The organism is Profundicola chukchiensis (assembly GCF_029664245.1).
Lineage (GTDB): Bacteria > Bacteroidota > Bacteroidia > Flavobacteriales > Weeksellaceae > Profundicola > Profundicola chukchiensis.
This window is the reverse complement of the sequence record NZ_JANAIE010000006.1, coordinates 97,603-111,082: the sequence shown is the minus strand read 5'-3', so window position 1 is coordinate 111,082 and position 13,480 is coordinate 97,603. Positions and strand designations below refer to the sequence as shown.

Annotated in this window: 11 protein-coding genes; 2 read left to right on the top strand and 9 right to left on the bottom strand. The window is 34.3% G+C overall.

What is annotated here, in order from left to right; all coding sequences use genetic code 11:
- Positions 1–14 precede the first annotated feature (14 nt).
- From NLM59_RS09225 to NLM59_RS09205, 5 genes are all read right to left on the bottom strand, one after another.
- Positions 15–1,055 carry an adenylate/guanylate cyclase domain-containing response regulator gene (locus tag NLM59_RS09225; protein WP_304417490.1) on the bottom strand — a complete coding sequence of 347 codons (1,041 nt, stop codon included), beginning with the start codon at positions 1,053–1,055 and terminating at the stop codon, positions 15–17.
- A gap of 133 nt (positions 1,056–1,188) precedes the next feature.
- Positions 1,189–4,905, bottom strand: a complete 3,717-nt coding sequence (locus tag NLM59_RS09220) for a sensor histidine kinase (RefSeq protein WP_304417489.1) — start codon at positions 4,903–4,905, stop codon at positions 1,189–1,191.
- A 603-nt stretch (positions 4,906–5,508) separates the two neighbouring features.
- The gene (locus tag NLM59_RS09215; protein ID WP_304417488.1) at positions 5,509–6,225 is read right to left on the bottom strand and encodes an SMUG2 DNA glycosylase family protein; all 717 of its coding nucleotides are present in this window, start codon (positions 6,223–6,225) and stop codon (positions 5,509–5,511) included.
- A 110-nt stretch (positions 6,226–6,335) separates the two neighbouring features.
- Positions 6,336–6,995: a 3-oxoacid CoA-transferase subunit B gene (locus tag NLM59_RS09210; protein ID WP_304417487.1), complete on the bottom strand. Its 660-nt coding sequence runs from the start codon at positions 6,993–6,995 to the stop codon at positions 6,336–6,338.
- A 25-nt stretch (positions 6,996–7,020) separates the two neighbouring features.
- The gene (locus tag NLM59_RS09205; protein ID WP_304417486.1) at positions 7,021–7,725 is read right to left on the bottom strand and encodes a CoA transferase subunit A; all 705 of its coding nucleotides are present in this window, start codon (positions 7,723–7,725) and stop codon (positions 7,021–7,023) included.
- A gap of 188 nt (positions 7,726–7,913) precedes the next feature.
- Here NLM59_RS09205 and NLM59_RS09200 point away from each other — a divergent pair, with 188 nt between their 5' ends.
- A complete protein-coding gene (locus NLM59_RS09200) occupies positions 7,914–8,564 on the top strand; it encodes an O-methyltransferase (protein ID WP_304417485.1) in 651 nt (216 codons plus the stop codon).
- The gene (locus NLM59_RS09195; protein WP_304417484.1) at positions 8,561–9,325 is read left to right on the top strand and encodes a C40 family peptidase; all 765 of its coding nucleotides are present in this window, start codon (positions 8,561–8,563) and stop codon (positions 9,323–9,325) included. The genes NLM59_RS09200 and NLM59_RS09195 overlap by 4 nt, the downstream gene beginning before the upstream one ends.
- 61 nt (positions 9,326–9,386) lie before the next feature.
- Here the strand turns inward: NLM59_RS09195 and NLM59_RS09190 are convergent, their stop codons facing one another.
- From NLM59_RS09190 to pfkA, 4 genes are all read right to left on the bottom strand, one after another.
- Positions 9,387–10,229: an ATPase gene (locus NLM59_RS09190; protein WP_304417483.1), complete on the bottom strand. Its 843-nt coding sequence runs from the start codon at positions 10,227–10,229 to the stop codon at positions 9,387–9,389.
- A 32-nt stretch (positions 10,230–10,261) separates the two neighbouring features.
- Positions 10,262–11,227 carry an ROK family protein gene (locus NLM59_RS09185; protein WP_304417482.1) on the bottom strand — a complete coding sequence of 322 codons (966 nt, stop codon included), beginning with the start codon at positions 11,225–11,227 and terminating at the stop codon, positions 10,262–10,264.
- 182 nt (positions 11,228–11,409) lie between these two features.
- On the bottom strand, positions 11,410–12,429 hold the full coding sequence (gene gap, locus NLM59_RS09180; protein ID WP_304417481.1) for a type I glyceraldehyde-3-phosphate dehydrogenase: 1,020 nt from the start codon (positions 12,427–12,429) through the stop codon (positions 11,410–11,412).
- A gap of 29 nt (positions 12,430–12,458) precedes the next feature.
- Positions 12,459–13,445 carry a 6-phosphofructokinase gene (gene pfkA / locus NLM59_RS09175; protein WP_304417480.1) on the bottom strand — a complete coding sequence of 329 codons (987 nt, stop codon included), beginning with the start codon at positions 13,443–13,445 and terminating at the stop codon, positions 12,459–12,461.
- Between the last annotated feature and the right edge of the window lie 35 nt (positions 13,446–13,480).

Genomic DNA, 13,480 nt, shown 5'->3' with positions numbered 1-13,480 from the left:
CTTTTGGTATTTAATTATTCAATCACCTCAAAAAGCGCAATAGGCATAGCCTTGTTTTTCAGTCTTATATCGCCAATTTTCTCACATTTAAAAGCTTGTTTAATCTTTTGAAAACAATGCTCACAAATTAGAATTTGATTTTCCTCTGCTGCTTCTTGAATTCGAGCTGCTACATTTACAGTATCACCTAAAACAGTGAAATCTAATCGCTTTAGTGTTTCTGATCCAATATTTCCAGATATCATTTCGCCACTATTGATTCCAATGGAAACATTGGGTGTAAATTCAGGAAACCCCTCAATAGAAACTAATTTTTTAAGACTTGTTCGTACCGCCAAGGCAGCTTCAACCGCACGATCTAAGTGAAAGTCACCCTTAAAGACAGCCATTACGGCATCTCCAATAAACTTGTCAATAGTTCCCTTTTGAGCTATAATTTCCTTTACCATAACATCGAAATAGGTATTGACCATTTTAACCACCACATCGGCATTTTGGTTTTCACTGATTTTAGTAAAACAACAGATATCTATAAATATCACCGTCCCTTGTATTATTTCATTGTCCATGTAACTATTTTCATAATCCCTGCTTCCCATAAAGTTTAAAACACTTTCATCGACATACATCTTTAGAATGTTGTTTTCTTTAATAGCCACTAAAGTCTCTTTAACATGCTCCACATGGTCGAGCGTCTTCTGAATAGTTATCGTTAAATCTTGAAAATTGATAGGCTTCGTAATGAAGTCAAACGCACCTCGATTCATTGCTATCCTTATGTTTTCCATATCTCCATAGGCTGAGACGATAATAGTTTTCACCAAAGGATAATGTTGATTAAGCTCGGTTAAAAGTGTAAGACCATCCATTTCGGGCATGTTGATATCTGTGAGAATTATGTCAACATCAGAGTTTTCTTGCAATCTCTCTAAAGCGACATTTCCATTCTCTGCAAATAAAAATTCATAATCGTTATCTCTAATTTGTTTTCTGAACTTCTGCCTAATCAAAACTTCGAAGTCCATTTCGTCATCCACTACAAGTATCTTATGCATAACCTTTATTTTTAAAGTTTATACAATTCCAATACGCTGATAGATCAACTAGAGATAATTTAAAATAAACTATGAGTTGAAATTGAAAATAAGATTTGTTTGGGGTTTGATTGAGTAGCGTTTTCATATATAATTATTTAGGGATTAATATTCTAAAAGTAGACCCTTGCATGGGAACGGATTCAACCACCAGCTTTCCTCCTATAGATTTCACCACAATGTCATAGCTCATACTAAGGCCTAGACCTGTTCCCGAACCTGGAGGTTTGGTAGTAAAGAAGGGTTGGAAGATTTTGTGAATGATTTTTTTAGACATTCCAATTCCGTTATCCTCGATTGAAATCTCTAGTTGAGCACCTAAATCTTTAGTTTTGAGTTTTACTTGAGCCTGGTAATTGGGTGGTTCTTTTTTCTCGTATTTTTCTAGACAGGCATAAATGGCATTGGTTGCAATATTTAAGATAACTCTACCCAAATCTTGAGGAACAATTTCAATTTTCTCCAAACTTTCGTCTAGTTCGGTGATGATTTTCACATGAAAAGACTTGTTCTGCGAACGAAATCCGTGATAAGCTAAATTCACAAACTCACTTGATAAGGCGTTTATATTAGTGGATACTTTTAGTCCCGCATTAGATCGACTATGTTGCAACATATTTTTGACAATACTATCGGCACGAAGTCCATGCTCTTTAATCTTTTTCATATTTTGACTCACGAGTTCCGCTAATTCATTCGCCTCAGCAGTATTTCCTTTCACCATTTCCTCGGCCATTTCTTGTAGCAACTCCATACTGACCTCTGAATAATTGGTGACGAAATTCAGAGGATTTTGAATTTCATGTGCAATCCCAGCAGTCAATTGACCGAGCGAGGCCATCTTCTCTGCTTGAATTAATTGAGATTGTGTATTTCTTAATTTTTCATAAGCTTTCTCTACTTTTTTAGCATTTTGAAGGTCTCTCGCCACCATTCGTTTTTCTTCTTTTTCCGCCAAACGAATTCTCTGAATCTTATCGATTACAAACAAAATTAAAATCGAACAAATAAAATAAATGATATAAGCCAAGACCGACCTATACCACGGAGGCTGAATATTAAATTTAAAAGACGTAATCGGGCTCCACACTCCGTCAGGATTCAAAGCCTTCACATTAAACACATAACTTCCTTCGTGCACATTACCATATGTGACAGAAGTTTGATTTGTAAGCGGGCTCCAGGCATTATCATAACCTTCTAATTTATATTGATACTGCATCAATTGAGGTCGATTGGTTTCTACTCCAACAAAATCAAAACTTAGCTTATTCTTATTGTAAGGAAGACTCAAATTATAGGGTAATGAATAAAAATTTTGCACACTATCAAAAGTGATTCTTTTAAACTTTTTAATCACGGAATCTCGTTGAGACTGATTCAGTTTTTTGCCATAAACCATGATTTCATCTAACTTATAAGAGGGTACAGACGACAAAGAATCTATATCAGCTGTGATGGATTGATGATAGCTGTCTAGCAAGTGCCAACTAATTTTTTCATTGTTAATTCTAAGGTTATGAATAAATACCGAAGCTGGTTTTGTATTTCTTATGACTTTACTATAATCAAAACGAATGAGCTTCTCTCCCGTTCCAGCCCATAATACATCATTTTGATCCATATACATAGCATGGTTGTTTGAAATATCTTTAACAGCATATCCTGTTTTCTGATTAAAATTTTCGATACCTAACCTGGAAATCTCTGGACCTGAAGGAGAAATTCCTCCTTTCAGAACCGTAATCCCCAAACTAGAGCCAATAAATATATTTCCCTTGCTATCTTCTAAAATTCCATAAACAACATCATTGGAAAGACCTTCGCTAGTAGTGAATCTTTCAAAGTAAGAAGTATAATTTACCTGATCGATTTCCTTTAATTTCTTTCTGTTCTTCTTACGAACGAAGCTAACACCACTCCCCCAACTTCCGATAATCAGATTACCACGACTATCCTCAAATACACAAGAAAGCTTGTCCTCTACCAAACCTTGTTTCTGAGTGAAATTCGTGAAAAACTCGCCATCATAATTCGACAAACCACCTCTGGTAGCCATCCAAATGTCATTTTCAGCATCTTGAATCAAACTCCACACTGTATTGTGTACCAAACCACTTTCGGTGGTGTATAAAAACAAAGAATCTTCTTTAATTCTGTTCAAACCAGCCTCATAGGATCCAAACCATTGATTTCCATTTTCATCTCCGAAATGACTTATTATAAAGTTGGGTAAAATGCCATGATTTTCAGTTAATCGAGTTAATTTATTCCTATTATATTTAATAATTCCATGATCAGTTGCAAACCATAAATCGTTGTTCTTATCTCTTGCTACATCAGCAATGTATCCTAATTTTGATTTTATATTTTTAGTAACATCCAAAATATGACCATCCACCATCTGACTCAAACCTCCTTCGGAATCCCCAAGCCAAAGCCTTTCAAGTTTATCAGCTCCAATAGCCAATATTAAATCAGAGTTTAAACCTTGTTTGGTCGTTAAACTTTGAACTGACTCTCCATTATATTTACTGATTCCTCCGCCCAAGGTGCTAATCCACAAACTACCCGAATTATCTTCTACAATACTTTTTACATTGTTATGAATCAAACCCTCGTTTGTGGTAATATTAAAAAACTGGGGAACAGTTTCCTTGATTGAATGATAGCTTAGACGACTAAGTCCTTGTTCGGTACAAATCCAAATATTATGATTAGAGTCTTCAGTAATTGTATTTATGTCATTAGACACTAGACCATTTTTAGTGCTATAATGTTTTACTTTTAAATTATCCGATACTTTGGATTTATGATTAATAAAGTAAACACCATTAGAGCTACCCAACCATACATTCCCCTCCTTATCTTGATGAATATTCAAAATAACCTCCTTCATGATGGGAGATTTTTTGAAGTATGGTAGAGTTTCAACAATATTGAATTCTTCATCTACTCTTAAAAGATAAACGCCCATTGGTGTAGCTACTATCAAGTTTTTATCGTAATCGATAATAAAATCAAGAACTGCTAAATTTTTGTTATCAACCTCTATTTTAAAACTTTTGAAGTTTTTCCCATCAAAATGATTGATTCCACCTTCAGAGGCTATCCAATAATAACCCGGAGTGACCTCAATCATTTTTGTCACATCATTATTTATAAGACCATTTTTGGTAGTGTAATTAATAAAAACTCTACCATTAAACCTACTAAGCCCACCATAGGTAGAAAACCAAATATTCCCAAAACTATCTTGCATAATATCTCGAACCAAATTATGTATAAGGCCATTTGAACTATTATAAGTGATAAAATTTTGTCCATCATAACGGTTGACTCCATTACCTGAAGTACCAAACCATAGCAAGCCATCTTTGTCTCTAAAACTACACAACAAAGAACCTAGTGCTAAGCCATGCTCCGTATTAAAGTTCTCCATATAAGAGTAATAACTCGCTTTTGGAGCCTCCTTAATTTTGAGCTTATTAACATCCCATGTACCTAAAAATTCAGGTGGAATTTGATTTTTAAGTAAAATAATGGTATCTGGCTTAGCTTTTATTTTTCTAGGTGGTGAAAGCTCTATACTTGGTTCTGTCAGATGATTTTTGGTGTCTTCTGAACAAGAAAAAGTCAGACTGATAAGTAAGAATGAAATTAAAGAATACCGAAGATATCTTCGAATTAAAATTTTATCGTAAGTTTTTATGCAACTCTTGAAAATACAAAAGAATAAGGTTGAGTACTTTATGTTATGATTTCTAATCGCTTCACTTTGAAACCATTGAAACCTTGTAGTGAGTTTCATAATAAATTGGCCAAATAGAATTGAGTAAAATCAGTCTCTATTTGTGTTGCTTATTATTACGAATTTACAACTAAATTTATTACAATATTGTATTTTAATTAACTTATTAGCAATAATTTTAATATAAATTAGTTTTTTTAGATAATTTACTGAATTAAGAGTATTGAAAAAAAGGAAATATTATCTGCGACTATAGCATCTTTAAACTTAGTATTTCACTTTAACTAAAATTGATAAATACTTTAATTTATTTAAAACCGATAATCCAATTTTAAAAGGAGGTATCTTGGTAGTAGTCTGACTTCACTTGTTGAACTGCCAATATCACTAATAGAAACACTTCTAAAAGTATCCGTGTTCAAAAGGTTTTTCCCAGAAAGCATAAAGGTTAACTTATTTTTCTTAACAACATATCTTGCATCTAAATCAAGAAAGTAATAATCATTTTTGCCTTCTAAGCTTCCAAAACAATAACGCTCTGAACTTATGTCAAAATTCAATTTCTGACTAAAAGCAAAGTTGAGATCTAGAAAGGTAATATTGTCAAGGAACTTGTTAATCGTTGAAGTTTGAATTTTGTTGCTAATCCAATTACACCCAAGATCAAAGGTAAACATCCAAGCCATCATTTTCTTGATGTAGCGCCAAAATATACTCGTCTATATATAACTCTCTTTCTTTAAACTTGTATTGTTGAATGTAGCGCGGGTGATCTAACACCACCATTTTATCAAAAAGTTTTTCTTCTCGATTTAATTTTTCAATGAATTTCGCATTCTTTTTCCCCAAAATATAAACTTCTGAAGTGTCTAAGCCCAAAGATATATGTCGTTTTAAAGATTCTATCATAAAGTCCTTAGTCATATCAAACAATTCCCTGTAGTCGTAGTAATTAGCATTCAACCAATTACCATTTTTTGCTTTTTTTGTAATGGCTAATGGAAATGGAGAGTTGATATAAAAATCCTGATAAAACTTCTCAGGCCCACCATAGGCTTGGATTACATCGTATAAAAAAACTGAAGAAACCTCATGTGTTCGAACACTTTCCATTTTAATTCCACAGACATGTTCTAGTCTCTTGGTATCGGTAAAAGGTACACCCGTTATGCCCGCTCCTTTTCTACTGGGGTTGATACCGATAATGAACCTTCTCTTTTTATTATCATTGTAGAACTTTTTATAGAATTCTTGCATCACCTCCATCGTTTCAGGCAAATCTAGAAATGGATTCATCACCCTAAAACCTTGTGGTAACTCACCATCATAATTTAAGTTTTGATTGAATTCTATGATTTTGCTAGACAGATCTTTAGACATTGAAGCAGGATTTATTTCTTGTCTGCAATCTATATTCCAAAAAAAAAATGACCTTTCTCTATCCAGCGAAAGAGAAAAGCCATTTATATTATATTCTAATTCTTACTTTTTTAGAAAGTCATCTCTGGAATTTCTCCTTCAACAACTAGTTTACCTTCTGTCGCAGCTTGAATCTCTTCAACCGAAACTCCTGGAGCTCTTTCTAACAATTTAAATCCGCCTTCTGGCATGACTTCCATCACAGCTAAATTGGTAACAATTTTCTTTACACATTTAACACCTGTTAAAGGCAGAGAACATTCTTTTAGCAACTTACTTTCACCTGCTCGATTGGTGTGCATCATGGCAACAATAATATTTTCGGCAGAAGAAACTAAGTCCATGGCACCTCCCATTCCTTTCACCATTTTACCTGGGATTTTCCAGTTGGCGATATCTCCATTCTCAGCAACTTCCATTGCTCCTAGAATTGTAAGATGCACATGCTGACCTCTAATCATTCCGAAACTTAAAGCTGAATCGAAAAAACTAGCACCTGGCAATGTAGTTACGGTTTGTTTTCCGGCATTAATAATATCTGCATCCACATTCTCTTCGGTAGGGAATGGTCCCATACCCAAAAGACCGTTTTCACTTTGAAATTCAACAGATATATCATCTCTCACGAAGTTCGCCACCAAAGTTGGGATACCAATACCTAAGTTTACGTACATACCATCCTTAACCTCCTTGGCAATTCGTTGAGCTATTTGATTTTTATTTAAAGACATATTTTTAATTTATTAGGTTAAATGATTAAGCTTTAGATTCTCTCACAGTTCTTTGCTCGATACGCTTCTCGAAAGATTCACCTTGGAAAATTCTTTGAACAAAAATTCCAGGAATATGAATTTCATTAGGATCTAACTCACCTGCTGGAACTAACTCCTCTACCTCTGCTACTGTAATTTTAGCTGCACCACACATAGGAGGATTAAAGTTTCTAGCTGTTCCTTTAAATACTAAATTACCAGCTTCATCACCTTTCCATGCTTTTACGATAGAGAAATCTGCTTTAAAAGCTTCTTCCATAACGTACATTTTCCCATCGAATTCTCTTGTTTCCTTTCCTTCAGCTACCTCAGTCCCATAACCAGCCGGAGTAAAGAATGCAGGAATACCAACTTGCGCTGCACGACATTTTTCTGCTAAAGTTCCTTGTGGAGTTAAAATAACTTCTAGCTCACCACTCAACATTTGACGTTCGAATTCAGCATTTTCTCCTACATAAGAAGAAATCATTGTATCTATTTGTTTCTTTTGCAATAACAATCCCAATCCAAAATCATCAACACCAGCATTATTGGATATACAAGTTAAGTGCTTCACATCCTTTTTAACTAATTCACTAATAGAATTCTCTGGAATACCGCATAAGCCAAAACCACCTAACATGATTGTCATACCATCTTGAACCCCGTCCAAAGCTTCTTGAACATTGTCCACTTTTTTGCTAATCATAAAATTAAATTTTTAATGTGCTTAAAAATACAAATTTAGAAGCAAACTAGAAATCAAAACTTAGTTTTATCAAATATTTAGCGATTGGGCAAAGTGTTATATTAAATTTAAATCCATCATTAGCTCTTCATTTATAAAAATTAGATTACTTTAACATAGAAGAATAATTTGATTATATTTGTTAATGTATGGGAGAAAGAGATTTTCAAAACGAATGGCTTGATCAGTACTTAGAATTAAATTCTAGTCCAGAGCCGGCTTTACTTAAAAAATTAAGAACTCAAACGGTTGAAGAGTTTTCTCAGCATCATATGATTTCGGGACATGTACAAGGTAGATTTCTTAGCATTATGTCTAAGATTTTAAAACCTGAACATATCCTAGAAATTGGAACTTTTACAGGTTATGCTACGCTTTGTTTAGCAGAAGGCCTTAGAAAAGATTGTAAAATCACTACCATTGATATTAATTCAGATTTAAAGAATTTTTATCAACCCTACTTCACTGAATCTGGATATGATAATCAGATTGAAAGCCTTATTGGAGACGCGGTTCAATATCTAGAGAAAACTGAAGAAACCTTTGATTTAGTCTTTTTAGATGCGAACAAAAAGCAGTACATAGATTATTTTGAATTATTAGTACCAAGATTAAATCCAGGTGGTGTAATTTTAGCCGACAACACGCTGTGGAAAGGCAAGGTTTTAGAAGAAATTGCTCCCAAAGATAAGATGACCAAAGCATTATTTGATTTCAACCAACACGTGGCACAAGATAGTCGTGTTGATGTGATATTATTACCTCTTAGAGATGGTATAAGTTTAATCAGAAAAAAATGAAATACGGAGTTTGTATAGTTAGTGTGGCGCCCGTTAGAGCCGAGGCAAGTGACCGTTCGGAAATGGTGACGCAACTCTTGTTTGGTGAAAAAGTTGAAATTATTGCTGTACAAGAAAAGTGGCTTAAAATCATGGCCGATTATGACTCATATGTTGGTTGGGTAGACCCGAAGTTGATTAAAGAGGTTTCTTTAGCAGAGTATCAACAACTAAGTACGACACAATATTCTTCGGATTTATTTAATTTAATGATTGACGATGAAAATCCATGTACGCTAACTTTGGCGGCACATATTTATGCTAATGAAGATCAAAAAATAAATTTCGGTGGCAAAAGTTTTGAGTATTTAGGTGAAAGTTTAGACGCTACTAGAAACGAAACTTCTATTGCTGATTTGGCCAAACTCTACTTGAATACGCCTTACTTATGGGGCGGAAAATCAAATTTTGGAATTGATTGTTCTGGCTTGGTTCAACAAGTCTATAAATTAAAAAACATTGCTTTACCTCGTGATGCAAGCCAACAAGCTACTAAAGGTGAAGTACTAGGTTTTGTGGCAGAAGCCCAAGAAGGAGACTTAGCTTTTTTTGATAATGAAGAAGGTAACATTATTCATGTCGGAATCATTTTGGAAGATCAAAAGATTATTCATGCACATGGAAAAGTGAGAATTGACCCTTTAGATTCTACAGGAATTTTTAATACAGATTCTCAACGATATTCTCATAAATTGCGATTTATTAAGAGAATAATTGATTGAAATTATTGATCTTAGATTTAAAACTCACTAAATCGTTTTATTAAATTTTTGCTATAACTAACTATCTACTAAAATAGTCCACTAAACCATCAATAGGTTTTTGTAGGGTTTTATTGACTTTAAAGTCAAATTCTTGTGCAACTTCTTGAATTAAGTCTTGATAATAAAAGGCAATAGAACCAATAAAGCTGATTTCCTTGCAATCATATTTGTGATAAGGCTCTACTTGATAAATAAAATACCCACGAAAGCAATCTTTAATTAATTCTTTCATGAATGCATCTTCCTTAAACTCAAAAGCAAACTCATTAAAACTTGCTAAATAAGCATTAGGAAAAGCTTTGCGATGAATATTTTCTAATAATTCTTGAACCGATAAATTGTATTGCTCATTGAATTTAAGCCTTAAATATTCAGGTAATTTTTTGGTATAATAAGCTCTTAACAAACTTCTTCCAATATGATTTCCTGCGCCTTCGTCTCCTAAAATAAAACCAATTGAAGGTGTTTCTTTTACCACATTTTGACCATCAAAATAGCATGAATTAGAACCAGTTCCTAAGATTCCAACCATAGTGGGCTGATTATCATAGACTGCATAGCAAGCCGCCAACAAATCACTATCTACGTTGAGTTGAGCTTGATTAAAAACCTTTTGAAAACCGTCTTTTATAATTTGATTCAATTCAGCAGAACGACAGCCTGCTCCGAAAAAGTGGATTTCTTTGATTTTTGATGCCAATGAAGTTAAAATTGAATTCTCCTTTAAAGCTTTAGCAACCTCTTCGGATGTAATAAATAGAGGATTAAATCCAGCCGTACCAAGTCGTTTTAACTCAATACCATTATCATCTAGAATTACAAAATCTGCTTTGGTAGAACCACTATCAACAATGCCAATCATTTAGAATTAAATTTAGCTTAAAGATAAAATAATTAAACCCAAACCATAGCACTTGCTCCTAAAATAGCAGCGTCGGCTTCGTCTAATTCACTAAAAATAAGCTTAACCTTTCCACGAAAAATAGGCAATAAGTTTCTTTCCATGTGCAATTTAGTGGGTTTCATGATAAAATCACCAGCCTTAATAACACCGCCAAAAAGCAATATAGCTTCAGGCGAAGAAAACATAACAAAATTGGCCAAAGCTTCACCCAGTTTCTGACCTGTATACCTAAATACTTCAATGGCTATCGGATCACCTTTTAAACAACAATCATGAACCGTTTTAGCATTAATTTCCTCTTCAGGATATTCGTTTAGCATTGAATCTGGAAACTCAGCTCTTAATTTTTTAGCTGTAATCGTAATCCCTGTAGCTGAGGCATAAGCTTCTAGACTCCCTTCTGAACCTGTATTCCAATGTTTTCTTCCATTAGGTTTAACAATCGTATGACCTAATTCACCAGCAAAACCATCGGAGCCGTAAACTAAACTTCCATTACAAACGATTCCAGAGCCAACCCCTGTACCAAGCGTAATCATAATGAAATCCTTCATGCCGCGCGCAGCACCATACATCATTTCGCCCAAAGCAGCCGCATTAGCATCATTGGTAATCCTACAAGGCACACCAAATTTCTCCGACATATAATCTGTAAAAGGTATCACACCTTTCCATTCTAGGTTGGTAGCATCTTCTATCGTTCCATTATAGTAATTTCCGTTAGGAGCCCCCACACCTATTCCAACGAAGTTAGATTCTTTAGACATTTTCTCTACTTCGGGTGAAATGGTTTGATATAAAACCTCGATAAAGTCTTTCACATCTGGATAGCCTTTGGTTTTAATCTTGCCTTTTAACAAAACCTCACCTCGTTGGTTTACCAAACCATACTTAGTATTGGTGCCACCTATATCTATACCTAAAGCGAATTGTTTATGCTCTTGAACTAACGTCATTTTTACCTAAAATTTCAATAAAGATAGTAAATGTAAATTATACACTTACAAAGATTTTCGTGAAAAATCTAAGAATCAAAATTTTAAACAAAATGTAAATTTATTTAAGTTTAAGAAGTATAAAAAAATGGCGATAAAATTAAATTTACCGCCATTCAAATAAGAAATTATTTTGTTTTTGATTACGACATCAAGTTAGCAAAATATTTAGTTAATCTTACTAATTGAGCTGTATAAGACATTTCGTTATCGTACCAAGAAATAACTTTTACTTGTTGTTTACCATCTACGTCTTGAACAGTTGTAGAAAGCATATCGAAGTAAGAACCATTTTCGATTCCAATGATATCAGTAGAAACGATTGGATCGTAAGTATATCCTAAAGTATCTTTTAACGCTCCATCAGCAGCTTCTTTAATAGCATTATTAACCTCATCAACTGTAACGTTTTTCTCTAATAAAACAGTTAAGTCAATTAAAGATCCTGTAGCAACTGGTACACGTAAAGCCATACCGTCTAATTTACCTTTTAATTCAGGTAAAACTAAACCAACTGCTGCTGCAGCTCCTGTAGTTGTAGGAACGATATTAACTGCTGCTGCTCTTGCTCTTCTTAAGTCTTTGTGTGGACCGTCTAACGTGTTTTGGTCGTTTGTATAACCATGTACAGTTGTCATTAAACCTGAGATTAAACCGAATTTATCGTTTAATACTTTAGCAACTGGTGCTAAACAGTTTGTAGTACAAGATGCACCTGAAAGAACTGTTTCAGAACCGTCTAAGATATCGTGGTTTACGTTAAATACAACTGTCTTCATATCACCTTTACCTGGTGCAGAAATAATAACTTTCTTTGCTCCAGCAGTAATATGCTTGCTTGCGCCTTCTTTAGAACTGAATACTCCAGTACACTCTAAAACAACATCTACTCCTAAGTCACCCCAAGGAAGATCCTCTGGATTTCTTTCAGAATAAATAGTGATTTCTCTACCGTCTACAACAAGTGAATTTTCTTTAACTTCTAAAGAGTCAGTTTTGAATTTTCCTTGTGTTGAATCGTATTTCAACAAATGACCTAAAGTTTTGGCATCCGTCAAATCATTGATAGCTACAATATCGAATTCAGGAGAATCCTCCATTAATCTAAAGGCTAATCGACCAATTCGACCGAATCCGTTAATAGCAACTTTTACTTTTGACATAATAATTTAAGTTTTAGTATTATAAAAATTTATCTAGCCAGAATATCTGCAATTCTGATTAATTCATTATTGATTACGTTTTGTTTAACAATGGCTTCATCGAAAGGAGTAAATACAACATTGTTACTTCTAATTCCTGCCATGACAGAACTTCTTCCTTCCATTAAACCTTCTACCGCAGCAACTCCCAACCTACTTGCCAAGACTCTATCTGCACAAGTTGGTTCGCCACCACGCTGAATATGTCCTAATACGGTAACTCTAATATCGTACTTAGGATATTTCATTTTGGTAAATTTAGCTAAATCATAAACACCACCTAGCTCCTCGCCTTCGGCTACAACTATAATGTTTGATAACTTACCTGCTTTTTCACCTCTTTGAATCGCTTCAAACAATTCTTCGATTTCGTCTTTCTTTTCTGGGATTAAAATATCCTGAGCTCCGGATGCAATACCACTATTCAATGCAATAAAACCAGCATCTCTACCCATTACCTCGATAAAGAACATTCGATTGTGGGAAGTAGCTGTATCTCTAATTTTGTCTATGGCATTAATTACCGTATTCAAGGCTGTATCATAGCCAATGGTATTATCTGTTCCGAAAATATCATTATCGATAGTACCAGGAACTCCCAAAGTTGGAATCCCGAATTCTTTTTCAAAATTATGGGCACCGGTAAAAGAACCATCTCCACCAATGACAATTAAGGCATCGATTTCATTCTTTTTAATGTTTTCGTAGGCTTTTTTTCGGCCTTCTTCGGTTCTAAACTCAGCACAACGAGCTGTTTTTAAAATCGTACCACCTCTGTTGATGATATTACTTACGCTACGAGGACCTAACTCAACAATGTTGTTGGTAATTAATCCTTCATAACCTAATCTGATACCCTTACATCTTAACTTGTAATAAGAACAAGCTCTAACAACTGCCCTTAAGGCGGCGTTCATGCCTGGTGCATCTCCACCCGAAGTTACAACTCCAATGGTTTTAATATCCGATTTTGCCATTTAACAGATTTAGAGCACAAATATAATAATCTTTC